Origin of the sequence: Methylobacterium phyllosphaerae, assembly GCF_001936175.1 — a bacterium.
GTDB classification, from domain to species: Bacteria; Pseudomonadota; Alphaproteobacteria; order Rhizobiales; family Beijerinckiaceae; genus Methylobacterium; species Methylobacterium fujisawaense.
Window position 1 is genome coordinate 3332075 of sequence record NZ_CP015367.1, and the last position, 16430, is coordinate 3348504.

Genomic DNA, 16430 nt, shown 5'->3' on the forward strand with positions numbered 1-16430 from the left:
CGGTCCCGGGTTGCCGACCCGGCGCGGGCTGGTCCTCGGCGCCGGCGCCCTGGCGGCGATGCCGCCGTGGCGCCGCGCCAAGGCGGCCGACGCCGCCGAGCGCCACGGCCTGTCCAGCTTCGGCGAGCTGAAATACGGACCCGACTTCGCGCATTTCGACTACGTGAACCCGATGGCACCGCGCGGCGGGCGCTTCTCGGCGCAGCTCGCCGCGACGACAGGAAACCAGTCGCTCAACACCTTCAACACGCTCAACATTTACGTGCTGCGCGGCGACGGGGCCGCCGGCATGCCCCTGACCTTCGACAGCCTGATGGTCCGGGCCCTCGACGAGCCGGACGCCCTCTACGGGCTGGTGGCGCGCGCCGTCACGGTCAGTCCGGACGGCCTGACCTACACCTTCGCCCTGCGCCCGCAGGCGCGGTTCCATGACGGCTCGCCGCTGACCGCGCGGGACGCGGCCTTCAGCCTCAAGCTCCTGCGCGACAAGGGCCACCCCGAGATTGCCGAGGTGATCCGGCCCATGACCGATGCCCGGGCCGAGGGCGACGGGCGACTGGTGGTGACCTTCGAGCCGGGCCGCGCCCGGGACCTGCCGCTGTTCGTCGCGCAGCTGCCGCTCTTCTCCGCCGCCTACTACGCCGGCCGGGACTTCGAGGCCTCGACCCTGGACGCGCCCCTCGGCTCCGGGCCCTACCGGGTCGGCACGGTCGATCCGGGCCGGTCCATCGGCCTGGAGCGCGTGCCGGATTACTGGGCCGCCGAGCTGCCGGTGAATGTCGGCCAGAACAATTTCGACGCGATCCGCTACGAGTATTTCCGCGACCGCACCGTGGCGTTCGAGGCGTTCAAGAGCGGCGCCTTCACGTTCCGCGAGGAGTTCACCGCCCGGGTCTGGGCGACCGGATACGATTTCCCGGCGATGACCGAGGCTCGCGTGGTCCGCGAGATGGTGCCGGATGCCCGGCCGAGCGGCACCCAGGGCTGGTGGATCAACACCCGCCGCGCGGCGTTCCGCGACCCGCGGGTGCGCGAGGCGATCGGCCTGTGCTTCGATTTCGAATGGTCAAACCGCAACCTGATGTACGGCGCCTACACGCGCACGGCCTCGTTCTTCGAGAATTCCGACCTCAAGGCGACCGGCAAGCCCTCGGCCGAGGAACTCGCCCTGCTGGAGCCGTTCAAGGACCTGCCGCCGGAGGTATTCGGCGAGGCCTGGACGCCGCCGGTCTCCGACGGGTCCGGCCAGGACCGGGCGCTGCTCAAGCGCGCCGACGCGCTCCTGCGGGAGGCCGGCTGTACCCGCCAGGGTGGCAGCCTCATGCTGCCCGGCGGCCAGCCCCTGACCCTCGAGTTCCTCGATGAGGATCCGGTCTTCCAGGCGGTCACGCAGCCGTTCATCCGCAACCTGGGCCTGCTCGGCATCAAGGCGAGCCTGCGCACGGTCGACCCGTCCCAGTACCAGGCGCGGCTCAAGGATTTCGACTTCGACGTCACGCCGCGCCGCTACAGCAGCGGGCTCACCCCCGGCGCGGAGCTGCGCGAGACCTACGGCTCCCGGTCTGCCGGGACCGCGGGCTCCAACAACCTCTCGGGGATCGCCAACCCGGCGATCGACGCGCTGCTCACCGCCGTCGCCGACGCGACGTCGCGGGCGGACCTGACCACCGCCTGCCGGGCCCTGGACCGGGTCCTGCGGGCCGGGCGCTACTGGGTGCCGATGTGGTACGCCTCGACCCACCGCCTCGCCCTGTGGGACGTGTTCGGCCGCCCGGCCACGCCGCCGAAATACGATCTCGGCGCCCCCGGAACGTGGTGGTTCGACGCCGACAAGGCCAAGCGGATCGGCCGGGACTGACGCCATGCTCGCCTACATCCTGCGCCGCATCGGCCTGATGATCCCGACCCTGTTCGGGATCATGCTGATCACCTTCACGATCGTGCAGTTCGCCCCAGGCGGCCCGGTGGAGCGGGTTCTGTCGCAGCTCCAGGGGCAGCGCGACGGAGCCATGTCCCGTGTCACCGGCGGATCGGGCGACCTCGGCGGTGCCAGCCGGCCGTCGGGCGGTGGCGGCGACGCCAGCTCCCGCTATCGCGGCGCTCAAGGGTTGAGCCCGGAATTCATCGCCAAGCTCGAGAAGCAGTTCGGCTTCGACAAGCCTGCACCCGAGCGCTTCGCCAAGATGCTCTGGGACTATGTCCGGTTCGATTTCGGACGCAGCTACTTCCGCGATGTCACCGTCATCCAGCTGATCAAGGAGCGGCTGCCGGTCTCGATCTCGCTCGGCCTGTGGATGACGCTCCTGTCCTACGCGATCTCGATCCCGCTGGGCATCCGCAAGGCGGTGGCGGACGGCACGCAGTTCGACCGCGCGACCTCCTTCGTGGTGATCATCGGCTACGCGATCCCGGGCTTCATGTTCGGACTGATGCTCATCATCCTCTTCGCCGGCGGATCGTTCTACCAATGGTTCCCGCTGCGCGGGCTGACCAGCGAGGGCTGGGAGAGCTTCTCGACCTGGCACAAGGTGACCGACTACGCGTGGCACATGGTGCTGCCGCTCACCGCCCTGGTGATCGGCGCCTTCGCAACCTCGACCCTGCTCACGAAGAACTCGTTCCTCGACGAGATCCGCAAGCAGTACGTGCTCACCGCACGGATGAAGGGGCTCTCCGAGCGGCGCGTGCTCTACGGCCATGTGTTCCGCAACGCCATGCTGATCGTGATCGCGGGCTTCCCCGGGGCCTTCATCTCGGCCTTCTTCACCGGCTCGCTGCTGATCGAGACGATCTTCTCCCTCGACGGCCTGGGCGAGCTGTCGTTCCGGGCGATCGTCGGGCGCGACTATCCGGTGGTGTTCGCCACCCTCTACATCTTTTCGCTGCTCGGTCTCGCGGTGAACCTGCTCTCCGACCTGATCTACGTCTGGATCGACCCGCGGATCGACTTCTCCGCGCGGGCGACGTGAAGATTTTCCAGGGCGCCCACACCATACGAAAGGATACGGATCGCTGAAATTTCTTCCTCATCACGCGGGACAGAAAAGATTCACCCCGACCCAGACCCCTTCAACACGCATACGCCGGCTGACACAGACCGCATTTGCTGGCAATGTCAGGGCAGGATCGATCCTGATCTGCGACTTTAGGCAGACGGGTCGTGGCAGTGTCTTCTGGCGTAGGCTCGTCGTCGATGTCGGACCAGCACGGAAGCTTGGAAGCCGGGCCGCGCCCCGCTCCCATTGCCGTCATCGGGGCAGGCTTTAGCGGCACGATGGCGGCGATACAGCTGCTCGCCCGCTTGCCGCCGCACCAGTCGGTTCTGTTGTGTGAACGGGCGGAGCGCTTCGGGAGCGGTCGCGCCTACGCCACCGGGAACCCCGACCACCTGCTCAACGTGCGCGCCGCCAACATGAGCGCCTATCCCGACCGGCCCTCCCATTTCGAAGACTGGCTTTCGAAGATCGCCGCGGGTGAGGCGGGCACCGGTGCCGGCAACCCCGCGATCGGGCAGGGACATGTGGGCATCTGGCGGACCCCGGCCGGGACCTTCGCGGCACGCGGGCTATACGGAGATTATCTGGCGGCGCTTCTGACCGAAGCGGTGACAGGCGGTTCGACGCCGCGGCTGCACCTGATCAACGACATGATCATCGACCTCGTGCCGGACGAGGACCGTCTGGTCATGGTTGCCGAGGGCGGCCGACGCGTCGACGTCGCGGGTGCGGTGCTGGCGATGGGCAACCTCGCCCTGCCCCAGGAACCGGAAAGCCGCTTCCGGGGCGATCCGTGGAAGCCGGAGCATGACGCGCGGCTGCATCCGGATCATCCGGTTCTCATCATCGGGACCGGTCTCAGCATGGTCGATGCGGTGATCAGTCTTCGGCGCCAAGGCTTTCGCGGGCAGATCATCGCGCTCTCGCGGCGGGGGCAGATCCCGGCCGTGCACGTACGCGCCGCCCCCTGGCCGCGTCCGGACTTCACGGCCGCAGAGACCCGTTCGATCACCCGGCTTCTGGGCCGGATCCGCCGGGAGGTCGCCTCCGCGGCGGAGGCTCGCATCGCCTGGCACGGGGTGATCGACGCTCTGCGAACGGTTACGGACGCCCTCTGGCTCGGCTTGCCGCCAGCCGACCAGGCGCGCTTCCTGCGCCATCTCCGCCCGTTCTGGGACACGCATCGGCACCGCTCCGCACCGCCCACAGGCGCGGCCATCGCCGACGAGATCGAAGCCGGCTCGCTTCAGGTGCTCGCCGGAAAGCTGGTGGCGATCGAGGATCAGACCGGTGAAGCGCGCGTCACGTACCGGCCGCGGGGGGCATCCGAACCCAGAACCCTCGGCGTGCAGCGCATCTTCGATGTTCGCGGCGTCGGACGGGTCGCGGATACGACCGACCCGCTTCTGCGCAATCTGATCGGTCGCGGCCTTGTCCGGGCCGGTCCGTTCGGCCTCGGTCTTGCCGTGCGCCCCGATCTGACGGTCCTGGGTGCATCCGATACAGCGGCGCGCCTCTGGACTCTGGGCCCGTTGCTCCGCGGCGCATACTGGGAATGCACGGCCGTGCCGGACATCCGCAACCAAGCCGTCGACCTGGCTCGGTCCGTCGCGGCGGCGCAGGAACCGTCCGCATCGCTTGAGCCCTCTGCACAGGCTTGAGAGTCGGTCCCAATCAGGTTGCCGAGCGGGGAGGGTGAGCGTCGAGCACCCGCGCCACCGTCAGTCGTAGTGTCTGGACACTTCGATACCCCACCGCCGCCGCCACAACCCGGGGCGGGCGTCCTTCGGCCGCAAGCGCGAGTGCGCGGATCACCCGGGCCCGGGCCCGCCAATCACCGAAACTCAGGCCCGTCTCGGCGCGGAACCCCCGGGTCAGCGTCCGCCGGCTCGCCCCGGCCCGGTCGGCCCAGGCATCGAGGTCGTCCTCCGAGGCCGGATTCTCGATCAGCTCCAGGCAGACCCGGCGCAGGCGTGCGTCGCGCGGGAGTGGCAGGGCGAGCGGCGTGGCGGGGGCCCGGCCGATCTCGTCGAGGACCAGAGCGGCGAGATGACCGCCGCGGCCATCCTCTGCGTAGAGCACAGGCTCCTCGGCCAGCGCCGTAAGCGCGGAGGCGAGGAGCCGCGACACCGCGATCACCCGGCAACTCGCCGGGAAAGACCGAACCGCGGCGGGATCCAGATAGGCCGAGCACATCGAGACGGCGCCGTGGGTCGCGACCGCGTGCGGCAGCCGCGGCGGGATCCAGAGCGCGTGCCCCTCGGGAACCACCCAGGTGCCGTCCTCCGCGAACGCCATCATCAGCCCGGTCGTGGCGTAGAGCAGCTGCGCGCGGGGATGGAAGTGCCGGGCGAGATGCATCCCGGCCGCGTAGGTCTTGGGCATCACTGCGACCGGGCGCGGGACGTCCTGATAGTCGGCCGCCTCGGTCGACCGCTTCGCGGCGACAGGTGCCTCCGTCAACATTGGCCCGTTCGCATACATATCCGGCCCAACACCACCATCGGGTCAGGCTATCAGCGCGCAGTCCCGGAGGATACGCCGCGATGGATTCCGATACGCTGTCCCGCCGCACCCTGCGCTTCGTCAACGTCGCGCATGCCCTCGACCATTTCGTACTGCTGATTTACCCGACCGCCGTCATCGCCATCGCGGCCCAGACGGGGCTCGGCTACGGCGAGCTGATCGGGCTCGCCACCGGCGCCTTCGTGGCCTTCGGCCTGTGCTCCCTCCCGATGGGTTCGCTCGCCGACCGGTTCGGGCGGCGCAACATGCTGGCGGTGTTCTTCTTCGGTTACGGCCTGTCCTGCCTCGGCGTCGCGAGCGCCTCGACGCCGCTGGCCTTCGCCCTCTGGCTCTGCGTGCTCGGGCTCGCCTCGGCGATCTACCACCCGGTCGGCTCGGCCATGCTGGTGACCCATGCCCGCCGGCTCGGGCGCGACCTCGGCATCAACGGCGTCTGGGGCAATTTCGGCGCGGCCTCGGCTTCCGGACTCACGGCGCTGCTCGCCGCCACCGTCAGTTGGCGCGCGGCCTTCGTGGTCCCGGGCCTCGTCTGCCTCGCCTGCGGGGCCGCCTTCCTGGCCCTGGTGCCGGGCGACGGGGACGGCTCGGGCCAGAAGGCCGGCGGCGCGGCGGTGATCCCGGTGACCCGGCCCTGGGCGCTGCTGGCGATGTTCGCCCTGTCGATCTTCGCGGGCGGCCTGACCTTCAACCTGACGACGATCAGCCTGCCGAAGGTGATCGACGAGGGCGTCGGGCAGGCGCTGCCCCTGGCGCTCACCGGCTCCCTCGCCACCGGCGTGTTCCTGTTCGGCGCGCTGATGCAGCTGGCCATGGGCCGCCTCATCGACCGCTACAGCCTGCCGTCCCTGTTCGTGGCGCTCTCGGTGCTGCAGCCGGTGGGGCTCGGGATCGCCGCCCTCTCCACCGGCCTGCCGCTGCTCGCCGGGCTCGTGCTGGCCATGACGGCGATCTACGGGCAGGTGGTGATCAACGACGCGATGATCGCCCGCTACGTCCCGCCCGTCTACCGGGCCCGGGCCTACAGCCTGCGCTACTTCGTGGGCTTCACGGCGAGCGGCTTCGTGGTGCCGGCGATCGCCCTCCTGCATGACCGCGGCGGCTTCGCGCTGGTTCTCGGCGTCGCCTCCGCCTGCGGCGCGGTGATCTGGCTCTCGGCCCTCGGCTTCCTGCGGCTGACCCAGGGCGGCGGACGGCCCGCTCTGGCGGCCGCCGAGTAGCGCGGCGGTTTGCGGGTCGGGCCCGGCGCTGCTACGCGGCGCCGGTCCGAGCCGCGAGCAACCCGTGACCGATCTGTCCCTCGTCATCCGGCCCGAGCGGCCGGAGGATGCCCCCGCCATCGAGCGGCTTCATGCCCGGGCCTTCGGCCCCGGCCGCTACGCCCGTACCGCCTACCGCCTCCGCGAGGGCGCGGCCGAGCGGATCGATCTCGGCATCACCGCCTCGGTGGGCAGCTTCCTCGTCGGCTCGGTCCGGATGGGGCCCGTGCGGACCGGGGCGACATCCTTCGTGATGCTCGGTCCGCTGGCCGTCGATCCGAGCTTCGCGGGCCGCGGCATCGGCGGTACCCTGACCCGCGCGGCGATCGAGGGGGCGCGGCAGGCGGGCGAGGGTCTCGTGATCCTCGTCGGCGACGCGCCCTACTACGCCCGCTTCGGCTTCACGCCGGTCCCGCCCGGGCGCCTGAGCCTGCCGGGACCGGTCGACCCCGCGCGCCTGCTGTGGCTGGAACTGGCCGACGGATTCTGCGCAGGCGCGTCCGGCCTCGTCGAGGCCCGCGGCGCGTCACTTTAAGGGACACCGCCGCGCGCCTCCGGCAGCGCGCGGGGGCCATGGCGGCGAAGAAAGCTGACGCCGTCGGCGAGCGCGAGCCCGTCAGGCCCGCCGGAGCGCCAGCGCGGCGATCAGCCCGGCGGAGAGGAGCGCCAGCGCCACCGGCGTCGCCGAGGTCGCGGGCCAGGCCGAGGCGGCCGCCGTGAACAGCGCCCCGAAGGTCATCTGCGTGAAGCCGTAGAGGCTGGAGGCTGAGCCGGCCGCGTGCGGATCGACGTTCATCAGCCCCGCCACCGCGTTGGGGCTGAGCAGGCCGACGCCCACCGCGTAGGCGAAGAGCGGCACGATCAGGCTGACGACGCCGAGCATCCCCGTGCGGTCCACGATCAGCAGCGTCAGCGCCGCGGCGATGCAGAGGAGATTGCCGCTCCGCGCCGCCTTTCGGATCGGCACCCGGGTGGCGAGCCGGCTCGCCAGGACGGCCCCGCCGACCATGCCGAACACGACGATCAGGCAGTCGAATCCCACCTCCTGAGAGGAGCGCCCGAGCCGGTCCACGAGGAGGAACGGCGCCACGGCCAGGAAGGCGTAGAGGCTGGTCCCGCCGCAGGCCCCCGCCACCAGATAGGCGCGGAACACGGGGATCCGCACGAGCCGGAGGTACCCGGACAGAACCGCGACGAATCCCGGCAGCGCCACCTTGTGGCGGTTGGTCTCGGGCAGGGTGAAGACCACGAGCGCGCCCAGCAGGGCGACGAGGCCGGCCAGCACCACGAACACGGCGCGCCAGCCGAAGGCCTCGGTCACGACGCCGCCGATCGCCGGCGCCAGGGCGGGCGTGAGCGTCATCGCGGTGGTGAGGATCGCGAGCTTCCGGGCGGCGTCCTCGCGGGTGGAGACGTCGCGCACCATCGCCCGGCCGATCACCAGGGAGCCGCAGGCGCCGAGCGATTGCAGGACCCGGGCGACGAGCAGGACGCCGATGTTCGGCGCCGGGATCGCGAGCAGCAATCCGGCGAGATAGAGGCCGAGGCCGCCGATCAGGACCGGCCGCCGGCCGTACCGGTCCGAGAGCGGGCCGTAGAGCAGCTGACCGCCCGCAAGCCCGATCAGGTAGACGGTGATCGTCAGTTGCGCGCCGGCGGCGTTGGTGCCGAGGTCCACGGCCGCCGCCGCCAGCGCCGGCACGAAGATGTGCAGCGCCACCGTCCCGGTCATGGTCACGGCAACGAGCAGCGGGAGGGGCGCCCGGCGCTCCTCCCCAACGGAACTTCGGTCAGCCAAGGGGTCCTACGCGGTTTTCAATCCGGCACGATGCCGGGGCGCGGCCGCCTTAGAGCAAGGGGCGCGCCCGGAGCCATGCCGGCGGAACGCGCCTGACACGCGAGGGGCGGGACCGTCCGGAGCCCCGCACCCGGCCCGTGCCTCTACTCCTTCGGAAGCGGCTGCGGGGTCGGCAGCGGCGCGTTCAGGTCCTTGGTCGGGCCGCCGACCTCGAGATCCTTCGCCCGGTCGACCGCCTCGGGATTGGCCTGCGCGGGCGGCTCCTTGGCGGCCGGCGCCGTCGGCGCGGTCGGCTCGGCGGGGATCAGGCTCGAAGGCTGACCCTGCTGGTCGCTGTCATGGGCGCCGGCCGGCGGAGCCGGGGCGTTGCGGTCGCTCGATTCGCCGGTCGTCCGCGGGCTGCCGGGCGACTTCGCCTCGACCGGCTTGGCGGCGCCGGTATCGGCGGGCTTGGCCGGGCTGTCCTTGCCTTCGGACGCCTTGCCGGCGGCGGGCTTGTCGGCGGACGGCTTCTCGGCGGGCGCAGCCGCGGGCTTGTCGTCAGGCTTGGCCGCCGCAGGCGCAGCCGACGGGGCCTCGTCCTTCTCGACGGCGGGCAGCGGCTTCGGCGTCTCGGCCAGGGTTCGCAGATAGGCGATGACGTTGGCTCGCTCCTGCGGCGAAGCGATGCCGGCGTAGGCCATCTTCGTGCCCTTCACGTAGCCCTTCGGGTTGGTGAGGAAGCCGTCGAGGTCGGCATAAGTCCACGTGCCGCCCTTCTCCTTCAGGGCCGCCGAATAGTCGAAGCCCGGATGAGAGGCCTTCGGCCGCTCCACGACCCCGTACAGGTCGGGACCGACCTTGTTCGGGCCGCCCTTCTCGAAATTGTGGCAGGCATGGCAGGCCTTGGTGCCGGCCTCGCCCTTCTCGACATTGGCGCTGGCGAGGCGGACGGCGATCGGCTCGACCTTGGCCTCGGGCGCCGCGGCGGCGGCCTCGGGCTGCGGCTCGGGGAGGTCGTAGCCGGCGTTGCCCGCCGGCTTCGGGTGGTAGATCAATTCGGCGACGAAACCCGATCCGGCCGCGAACAGAAGGGCGCCGAGGACCGCACCCAGGACCTTGTTCACCTCGAACGAGTTCATGCTCTTCTCGCAACTCGGCCGTGCCGATCGCGCGCCTGACACGGGCGAGCGGGCTCGGACACCGGACATTGGAAGATTTCGAGGTTGCCTTAGCGGTTCCGGGCGGCTCCTGACAATGCCACCAGAGGGCTCCGCGTCGCTCCAGCGCAGGATTGTTCCACTGAATTGCCCAGCTTGTCACCGAGTGGCACATTTTCTCCACTGCGCTCCGGCCCGTCTCCGGGGGGACGACAATCGGGGGCCGGCCTGTTAAGCAGCCGGCCGCCTGCCGCCGCGGCCCCGATCCGCGCATCCGGATCCGAATCTCGATGTCCGATCCCCTGGTCCTGATCCCGGCCCGCCTCGCCGCGACCCGCCTGCCGAACAAGCCGCTGGCCGACATCGCCGGCGAGGCCATGATCGTCCATGTCTGGCGCCGGGCCATGGAGGCCGGCATCGGCCCCGTGGTGGTGGCCACCGACACGGCGGAGATCGCCCGGACGGTCGAGGCCGCGGGCGGCCTCGCGGTGATGACCCGGGCCGATCACCCATCGGGCTCCGACCGCCTCGCCGAGGCGCTCGACATCGTCGATCCGGAGGGTCGCCACGACGTGGTCGTCAACGTCCAGGGCGACCTGCCGACCATCGACCCGGCGATCATCGGCGCCTCCATCGTGCCGCTGGCCGACCGCACCGTCGACATCGTCACCCTCTGTGCGCCGATCACCGACCCCCACGAGGCCGACAACCCGAACGTGGTCAAGCTCGTCGGCCACATGGTCGGTCCCGGGCGCCTGCGCGCCCTGTACTTCACCCGCGCCCGGGCTCCCTGGGGCGACGGGCCGCTCTGGCACCATATCGGCCTGTACGCCTACCGGCGCAGGGCGCTCAGCCGATTCGTGGCCCTGCCGCCCGGCGAGCTGGAGATGCGCGAGAAGCTGGAGCAGCTGCGGGCGCTCGAAGCCGGCATGCGCATCGACGCCGCCATCGTCGACGACCTGCCGCTGGGCGTCGACACCCCCGCCGACCTGGAGCGCGCCCGCGCCCTCCTCCAGAGCCGGCGCCTGAACTGACCCGACGAACGAATCCAGACCGCCATGACAGACCGCACCATCGCCTATCAGGGGGAGCCCGGGGCGAACTCGCACATCATCTGCGCGGAGGCGTATCCGGACTGGACGCCGCTGCCCTGCCCGACCTTCGAGGACGCTTTCGCGGCGGTGACAGAGGGACGCGCCCAGCGGGCGATGATCCCGATCGAGAACTCGATCGCGGGCCGCGTCGCCGACATCCACCACCTGATCCCGATCTCGCCGCTGCACATCGTGGCCGAGCACTTCCTGCCGATCCACTTCCAGCTGATGGTCCTGCCGGGCACGCAGCGCGAGGCTTTGAAGAGCGTCCACAGCCACGTCCATGCCCTGGGCCAGTGCCGCCGGATCATCCGCCGGCTCGGCCTGAAGGCCGTGGTCGCCGGCGACACCGCCGGGGCCGCCCGCGAGATCGCCGAGATCGGCGACCCGAGCCGGGCGGCTCTGGCGCCCGCACTCGCCGCCGGAGTCTACGGCCTCGACATCCTGGAGCGCGACGTCGAGGACGAGGCGCACAACACCACCCGGTTCGTGGTGTTCTCCCCGGAGCCCCAGCCGGTGGAACAGGGCACCGTGCCCTGTGTGACGAGCTTCGTGTTCCGCGTGCGCAACATCCCGGCCGCGCTCTACAAGGCGCTCGGCGGATTCGCGACCAACGGCGTCAACATGTCGAAGCTCGAGAGCTACATGGTCGACGGCGAATTCACCGCCACGCAGTTCTACGCCGAGGTCGACGGCCATCCGGACGATCCGGGCCTCAGCCGGGCGCTGGACGAACTCGGCTACTTCTCGCGCGAATTGCGGGTGATCGGCACCTACCCGGCCCACCCCTTCCGCGAGATGGCGCGGCCGGCGGCGGAGTGATCCTCACTCCCGCCGGAGCACCCGGTCCACCGCCAGATCCGACCAGAAGCCCGGCCGGAAATCGCGCTTGAGCGCCTCGGGGTCGTAGACGGTCTCGACCCAGGTCAGGAAGTCGAGCCCCTTCGCCTCGCCCTCGAGGCGATACCGGGCGAAGAACGCGTCGAGGATGCCGGTCTTGGCGAAACGGAGATGGCCGTAGCGGGCGGAGAGCTGCCGGGCGGCCTCGGCCACCGGGCGCCCCTCGTGCAGGATCAGGTAGAGGGCCGAGGCGAGGCCGGCCCGGTCGGCGCCGGACTTGCAGTGCATCACCGCCGGGTACTCGATGCCGGCGAAGAAGGCCTTGGCGCCGAGGATGGTGGCCCGGTCCGGCGCTTCCCGCGAGCGGAGCACGAACTCGACCAGCTTGAGCCCGTGGCGCTCGCAGGCCTCGCGCTGCAGCGGCCAGGATCCGTGCTCGCGCCCGCCGCGCAGGGAGATGATCGTCCGCACGCCCTCGGCCCGGAAGCGGGCGAGCTGATGGGGGCCGGGCTGGGCCGAGCGCCAGAGGGCGCCGGAGCCGACGCGGTGCCGGTTGAGATAGGCGAGGCGGAAGACGCCGTGGTCGATCAGCAGCATGCTGGCCCAGGCCATGAGCCGGTCGCCGGGGCCGGCTATCGGCCGCTCGAAGCGGGCGATCCGGGCCATGCGGCGCGCGTAGCGCCTCTCGGGCTTGAGGAAGCGGTTGAACAAGGCCGTGCTGCCGGGGGAACCGAGCCCGGGCTCTATCAGCCGCCCGCCGGCCCGGCAATTCGCGGGCCGGCGGGCCGGCACCGGCATCACGCGACGTCACGCAGGCCGACGCGACGCGGCGCCATTCTTGCCTTCACTCCGCCTGGATCGGCATCGAACCTGCGCGGGCCGCGCGGGTTATCCGCCGGTCGGACGACGGGAGGCCCGAAGCCCATGAGCACGCGCACCACGAGCATCCGCCGGGCCCGCGAGGCCGATCTCGGCGGCTTGTCCAAGGTGTTCGATGCCTCCTGGCGCGAGGCCTATCGCGGCATCATCCCGGGCGTCGCCCTGGAGCGGGTGATCTCGACCCGGGACCGGGCCTGGTGGCAGAGCGCCCTGCGCCGCGGCCGGCCGATCGCGGTGGTGGAGACGGGCGAACTCGTCGTCGGCTACGCGGCCTACGGACGGACGCGCAGCCGGGCGCTCGGCACCGAGGCCGAGATCGACGAACTCTACCTGTTGCCGGAGTATCAGGGCGTCGGCCTCGGCCGGCGCCTGTTCCGGGCGGTGCGCAACGACCTCGCGGATCACGGCCTCACGCGGCTGGGCGTGTGGAGCCTGGAGGACAATGTCCGCGCCGGCGCCTTCTACGAGGGGCTCGGCGGCGTCGCCGGCCCGCGGGCGCTGGACCGCGTGGCGGGCATCCCGCTCCCCAAGGTGGGCTTCCTGTTCGGCTAACGTTTTCCAGCGCTCGTTGCCGGGCCGCACCATCGGCCGATTTGCTTTGCCAAGCGGCGCCACTAAGAGATCCGGGAAGCGGACGAGACCGCATTCCGGAAGCGACACGCCATGAAGATCGACGCCATCCCGCTCGGCAAGAAGCCGCCGCACGACGTCAACGTGATCGTCGAGGTGCCGCTCGGCGGCGAACCGATCAAGTACGAGATGGACAAGGAATCCGGCGCGCTGGTCGTCGACCGGTTTCTCTACACCCCGATGTTCTATCCGGGGAATTACGGCTTCATCCCCCACACCCTGTCGGGCGACGGCGATCCCTGTGACGTGCTGGTGGCCAACACCCGCGCCGTGCTGCCGGGCGCGATCATCAGCGCGCGTCCCGTGGGCGTGATGGTGATGCAGGACGAGGGCGGCGAAGACGAGAAGATCATCGCGGTGCCCTCGCGCCACCTGACCAAGCGGTACGACCGGGTCGAGAACTACACCGACCTGCCCGAGATCACGATCCAGCAGATCCAGCACTTCTTCGAGCACTACAAGGATCTGGAACCCGGCAAGTGGGTCAAGTTCGTCCGCTGGGGCGACAAGGAAGAGGCCCACCGGCTGATCGAGGAAGCGATCGAGCGCGCCAAGGCCAAGAAGTAAGCGGGTCGGCCGCTCCCGCCCGGGAGCGACCAATGTCCCTCAGCCGTCGATGCGGCGCAGCCCGGCCTTGTAGCGCCGGGCATTCTCCACGTAGCGCAGGGCGGCCTGCCGCAGCCCCTCGACCGCGGCCTCGTCGAGGGTGCGCACGGCCTTGGCCGGCGCCCCGACGATCAGGCTGTGATCCGGGAATTCCTTGCCCTCGGTGACCAGCGCGTTGGCGCCGATGAGGCAGCCGCGGCCGATCCGGGCGCCGTTCAGGACCGTCGCCCCCATGCCGACGAGGCTGCCGTCGCCGATGGTGCAGCCGTGCACGATCGCGCCGTGGCCGACCGTGACGTCGCTGCCGATGACGAGGGGAAACCCGGGATCGACGTGCATGATCACGCCCTCCTGGACATTGGTGCGATCGCCGATGCGGATCGGCTCGTTGTCGCCGCGCAGAGCCGCGCCGAACCAGATGCCGACATCGAGGCCGAGATGCACGCGGCCGACCACCTGCGCGTCGGGCGCGATCCAGACCCGGGCGGGGTCGGCGAGGTCGGGGACGTGATCGTCGAGGGCGTAGAGCGGCATGGCGGCCTTTCGTGGGGATCGGGCTTAACGGCCGCGCGATGCGGCCGGGATCGCGACGGATGACGCGCATCGCCTGTCGCGGGAATGGTACGGCGCGTCCAGGCTGCCAATGCTAGGCTGGTTCCGCAAGCAGCCTCGACCTGGACGGGAAACAGAGATGGCGCGATTCCCGGCTCTGATCGGTCTGACGGTGATCCTGCTGACGCAGGGGGCGGGGGCGGCGGACCTGCGGGAGCGGTCGCCCCTGGGCCGGTTCCGGGCGACCTGCGAGGATCTCGCGACCTTCTGCTTCGCCGATGCCTGCGGCGGCGACCAGATCGCCGCGGCCCAGGGCTGCCGGGCGCGCTGCCCGAGCGCGTCGATCATCGATGTCGTGCCGAGCGTCTGCCGGCCGCCCGACGTCCAACCGGCGATAGGTCTCCGGCGCCGGGGCTGAGTTTCCGTCGCGTCCGGTCTCCGGGAGAAAATTCCGCCCGCTGCGGCAACGAAACGCGGAGCGCGGCATTGACCGGTCTCGGACAGTTGAACAACGGGGACGCGCACAGATGCTCGTGAACGCGCGCGAGGCCCGCCGTCGCACTCTGCTGACAAGCAATCTTCACCCGCCCGAGGGCGGCCTGAACGCCGATCCAATTCTATATGGTGTCGCCGCGGGCTTGGCCTCGCTGTTTCCGCCCGTAACGGCGCAAGCGCAGGATCGTTCCGAACCGCGCGGACATGCCGAGGGCGACCGGCCCGGGGACAGGACGGCGTCCCGGTAAGACGCCGCCAGCGCTGTCCGTCAGGAAGCCAGCCGCGCGAGAAGGAGCAGCGTCGCCACAGCCGGCACGGCGGTGGCGAGCCATAGGGCGCCGGGATGAAACCCCGCGGGCCCCGTGAAACGGAGGCTCCGCGTCACCGCGGGACGCGAGGGGTCCCCGCGTCCGATCCCGATTCCGACTGGCATCCGTGGCCTCCTCGATACACGAGGAATGAGCCCCGACGCCCCTCAAGGCCGTCTGAATCGGCGGCCGCCTTCATGCGGCGTGGTGAACCGCTCCTTAAAGGGCGCGGTCGAACTTCAGCTCGCCGTTCGGGCTCTTGAGCACGAGCTGCGAGCCGACCAAGTCCCACACCGCCGAGGTGCGCAGGGCGATGAAGAACGCCTGCTCGGCGGCGGCGAGGCCCTTGTCGCAGCTCTTCTTGGTGAGTGCGAGCGGGCCCACGGCGATGTGCTGCTCCTTGAGCGGGAATGCGGTCGCCGCGAAGGTGTTGCAACCGCCGTAGCCGCGGGCGCGGTACTGCTTGTCGATGATGAAGCTCGGCCGGTCGCCACCCGTGAAGGGCTTTCCGTTGAGGCTCACGGCGGTCCAGGTCGAGTCGAGCGGGAAGATCTTCTCGCTGGCCTTGGTCCCCGGCACGTACTGGGGCTTCTTCTCCTCTTCGCCGCCGGGGCGGCGATTGCCTCGGCCGAAGCCCGTCGGCGAACCGCCCATCTGGGCCTGCGCCTGCGTCACCGCGGATAGGTCCATGGCCAGCACGGCACAGGCCAAGCTCGCGATCAGCACCCCTCTCATCGTCCAGTCCCCATGTCGCGCGCACCGCGCGCAGGTTGTCCCGGTCCGGAGGCGCCACGCCGGCCGCGCAGCACGGCCCCGCGAGAGACCGCTCCGAATCCTTGCGCCTTGGCGGATGCGACAGGATTTCAGCACAATTATGGTCGCGCTCCGACCGGATGTGCCCGGAAACGATCCGCGACCGCAATCGTTGTTGATGATCGCTGAGGAGGAGAGTGAGCGTGGCAGGATCGGACGAGGGCGCACAGAGCGGAACGCAGGCGCCCATCATGAGCCCCGCGCAGTCGCGGGCGGCCCGTGGGCTGCTCGGCTGGTCGCAGGCCGATCTCGCGGGCAAAGTCGGCCTGGACGAGCACTTCGTGCGAGATTTCGAGGGCGGCTACAGCGACCCGCCGAGCGGGCAGATCGAGGCCCTGCGGAGCGCCCTCAGCGCAGCCGGCGCGGTGTTCACCGACGCTCCGACCCTCGGCGTCCATCTGGCGGCCGGACCGGGCGTCGACGAGGGCACCCGCGCCGACGCGCTCACCACCGAGAACGATCGGTAACGCGCGCCGGAACTCCGGAACGCGCCGCTCA

General features: G+C 70.7%; 17 protein-coding genes. 11 read left to right on the top strand and 6 right to left on the bottom strand.

Going from position 1 to position 16430, the window contains the following annotated elements; translation table 11 throughout:
- Positions 1-58: 58 nt before the first annotated feature.
- The 3 genes from MCBMB27_RS15095 to MCBMB27_RS15105 all read left to right on the top strand — a co-directional run bounded on the left by MCBMB27_RS15095 (position 59) and on the right by MCBMB27_RS15105 (position 4657).
- Positions 59-1858 (top strand): extracellular solute-binding protein, encoded by a 1800-nt coding sequence (locus MCBMB27_RS15095; RefSeq protein WP_236953002.1) that lies wholly within the window; start codon positions 59-61, stop codon positions 1856-1858.
- Positions 1859-1862: 4 nt separating this feature from the next.
- Positions 1863-2969, top strand: coding sequence for a microcin C ABC transporter permease YejB (locus MCBMB27_RS15100; protein WP_043350022.1), 1107 nt, complete (start codon positions 1863-1865; stop codon positions 2967-2969).
- 224 nt (positions 2970-3193) lie between these two features.
- Positions 3194-4657: an FAD/NAD(P)-binding protein gene (locus MCBMB27_RS15105; protein ID WP_075380786.1), complete on the top strand. Its 1464-nt coding sequence runs from the start codon at positions 3194-3196 to the stop codon at positions 4655-4657.
- 13 nt (positions 4658-4670) lie between these two features.
- Here MCBMB27_RS15105 and MCBMB27_RS15110 read toward each other — a convergent pair whose 3' ends face one another.
- Entirely contained in the window at positions 4671-5462 is a 792-nt protein-coding gene (locus MCBMB27_RS15110; RefSeq protein ID WP_236952718.1) for an AraC family transcriptional regulator, read from the bottom strand.
- An 80-nt stretch (positions 5463-5542) separates the two neighbouring features.
- On the opposite strand from MCBMB27_RS15110, the gene MCBMB27_RS15115 reads away from it, so the two are divergent.
- Both MCBMB27_RS15115 and MCBMB27_RS15120 read left to right on the top strand, forming a co-directional pair.
- Positions 5543-6739 (top strand): MFS transporter, encoded by a 1197-nt coding sequence (locus MCBMB27_RS15115; protein WP_075380787.1) that lies wholly within the window; start codon positions 5543-5545, stop codon positions 6737-6739.
- A 64-nt stretch (positions 6740-6803) separates the two neighbouring features.
- Positions 6804-7313, top strand: coding sequence for a GNAT family N-acetyltransferase (locus MCBMB27_RS15120; RefSeq protein ID WP_075380788.1), 510 nt, complete (start codon positions 6804-6806; stop codon positions 7311-7313).
- Between the two features lie 81 nt (positions 7314-7394).
- Here the strand turns inward: MCBMB27_RS15120 and MCBMB27_RS15125 are convergent, their stop codons facing one another.
- Together MCBMB27_RS15125 and MCBMB27_RS15130 are read right to left on the bottom strand one after the other, a co-directional pair.
- Positions 7395-8576: a multidrug effflux MFS transporter gene (locus tag MCBMB27_RS15125; protein WP_043381210.1), complete on the bottom strand. Its 1182-nt coding sequence runs from the start codon at positions 8574-8576 to the stop codon at positions 7395-7397.
- 143 nt (positions 8577-8719) lie between these two features.
- Positions 8720-9697 (bottom strand): c-type cytochrome, encoded by a 978-nt coding sequence (locus MCBMB27_RS15130; RefSeq protein ID WP_075380789.1) that lies wholly within the window; start codon positions 9695-9697, stop codon positions 8720-8722.
- A 308-nt stretch (positions 9698-10005) separates the two neighbouring features.
- On the opposite strand from MCBMB27_RS15130, the gene MCBMB27_RS15135 reads away from it, so the two are divergent.
- Together MCBMB27_RS15135 and MCBMB27_RS15140 are read left to right on the top strand one after the other, a co-directional pair.
- Positions 10006-10749, top strand: a complete 744-nt coding sequence (locus MCBMB27_RS15135) for a 3-deoxy-manno-octulosonate cytidylyltransferase (protein ID WP_043347096.1) — start codon at positions 10006-10008, stop codon at positions 10747-10749.
- 24 nt (positions 10750-10773) lie between these two features.
- Positions 10774-11631, top strand: coding sequence for a prephenate dehydratase (locus tag MCBMB27_RS15140; RefSeq protein ID WP_043347099.1), 858 nt, complete (start codon positions 10774-10776; stop codon positions 11629-11631).
- Between the two features lie 3 nt (positions 11632-11634).
- On the opposite strand, the gene MCBMB27_RS15145 is transcribed toward MCBMB27_RS15140, so the two are convergent.
- Positions 11635-12360 (bottom strand): tyrosine-protein phosphatase, encoded by a 726-nt coding sequence (locus MCBMB27_RS15145; RefSeq protein WP_043347101.1) that lies wholly within the window; start codon positions 12358-12360, stop codon positions 11635-11637.
- Between the two features lie 213 nt (positions 12361-12573).
- Between MCBMB27_RS15145 and MCBMB27_RS15150 the strand changes: the two genes are divergently transcribed.
- Entirely contained in the window at positions 12574-13080 is a 507-nt protein-coding gene (locus MCBMB27_RS15150; protein WP_043347102.1) for a GNAT family N-acetyltransferase, read from the top strand.
- A 111-nt stretch (positions 13081-13191) separates the two neighbouring features.
- Positions 13192-13725, top strand: coding sequence for an inorganic diphosphatase (ppa, locus tag MCBMB27_RS15155; protein ID WP_043347104.1), 534 nt, complete (start codon positions 13192-13194; stop codon positions 13723-13725).
- 39 nt (positions 13726-13764) lie between these two features.
- On the opposite strand, the gene MCBMB27_RS15160 is transcribed toward ppa, so the two are convergent.
- Complete coding sequence (locus MCBMB27_RS15160; RefSeq protein ID WP_053609025.1) at positions 13765-14298, bottom strand: gamma carbonic anhydrase family protein; 534 nt, start codon at positions 14296-14298, stop codon at positions 13765-13767.
- A 157-nt stretch (positions 14299-14455) separates the two neighbouring features.
- Here MCBMB27_RS15160 and MCBMB27_RS15165 point away from each other — a divergent pair, with 157 nt between their 5' ends.
- Positions 14456-14734 (top strand): hypothetical protein, encoded by a 279-nt coding sequence (locus MCBMB27_RS15165; RefSeq protein ID WP_043347108.1) that lies wholly within the window; start codon positions 14456-14458, stop codon positions 14732-14734.
- A 604-nt stretch (positions 14735-15338) separates the two neighbouring features.
- Here the strand turns inward: MCBMB27_RS15165 and MCBMB27_RS15175 are convergent.
- On the bottom strand, positions 15339-15854 hold the full coding sequence (locus MCBMB27_RS15175; RefSeq protein ID WP_043381219.1) for an META domain-containing protein: 516 nt from the start codon (positions 15852-15854) through the stop codon (positions 15339-15341).
- A 221-nt stretch (positions 15855-16075) separates the two neighbouring features.
- Here MCBMB27_RS15175 and MCBMB27_RS15180 point away from each other — a divergent pair, with 221 nt between their 5' ends.
- Positions 16076-16399 carry a helix-turn-helix domain-containing protein gene (locus MCBMB27_RS15180; RefSeq protein ID WP_043355970.1) on the top strand — a complete coding sequence of 108 codons (324 nt, stop codon included), beginning with the start codon at positions 16076-16078 and terminating at the stop codon, positions 16397-16399.
- Positions 16400-16430 lie beyond the last annotated feature (31 nt).

What these genes read in the sequence shown, in the direction of transcription:
- MCBMB27_RS15095 (WP_236953002.1), top strand. Translation starts at nt 59, where the DNA reads ATGCCGCCGTGGCGCCGCGCCAAGGCGGCCGACGCCGCCGAGCGCCAC.
- MCBMB27_RS15100 (WP_043350022.1), top strand. Translation starts at nt 1,863, where the DNA reads ATGCTCGCCTACATCCTGCGCCGCATCGGCCTGATGATCCCGACCCTG.
- MCBMB27_RS15105 (WP_075380786.1), top strand. Translation starts at nt 3,194, where the DNA reads ATGTCGGACCAGCACGGAAGCTTGGAAGCCGGGCCGCGCCCCGCTCCC.
- MCBMB27_RS15110 (WP_236952718.1), bottom strand. Translation starts at nt 5,462, where the DNA reads ATGTTGACGGAGGCACCTGTCGCCGCGAAGCGGTCGACCGAGGCGGCC.
- MCBMB27_RS15115 (WP_075380787.1), top strand. Translation starts at nt 5,543, where the DNA reads ATGGATTCCGATACGCTGTCCCGCCGCACCCTGCGCTTCGTCAACGTC.
- MCBMB27_RS15130 (WP_075380789.1), bottom strand. Translation starts at nt 9,697, where the DNA reads ATGAACTCGTTCGAGGTGAACAAGGTCCTGGGTGCGGTCCTCGGCGCC.
- MCBMB27_RS15135 (WP_043347096.1), top strand. Translation starts at nt 10,006, where the DNA reads ATGTCCGATCCCCTGGTCCTGATCCCGGCCCGCCTCGCCGCGACCCGC.
- MCBMB27_RS15140 (WP_043347099.1), top strand. Translation starts at nt 10,774, where the DNA reads ATGACAGACCGCACCATCGCCTATCAGGGGGAGCCCGGGGCGAACTCG.
- MCBMB27_RS15150 (WP_043347102.1), top strand. Translation starts at nt 12,574, where the DNA reads ATGAGCACGCGCACCACGAGCATCCGCCGGGCCCGCGAGGCCGATCTC.
- ppa (WP_043347104.1), top strand. Translation starts at nt 13,192, where the DNA reads ATGAAGATCGACGCCATCCCGCTCGGCAAGAAGCCGCCGCACGACGTC.
- MCBMB27_RS15160 (WP_053609025.1), bottom strand. Translation starts at nt 14,298, where the DNA reads ATGCCGCTCTACGCCCTCGACGATCACGTCCCCGACCTCGCCGACCCC.
- MCBMB27_RS15165 (WP_043347108.1), top strand. Translation starts at nt 14,456, where the DNA reads ATGGCGCGATTCCCGGCTCTGATCGGTCTGACGGTGATCCTGCTGACG.
- MCBMB27_RS15175 (WP_043381219.1), bottom strand. Translation starts at nt 15,854, where the DNA reads ATGAGAGGGGTGCTGATCGCGAGCTTGGCCTGTGCCGTGCTGGCCATG.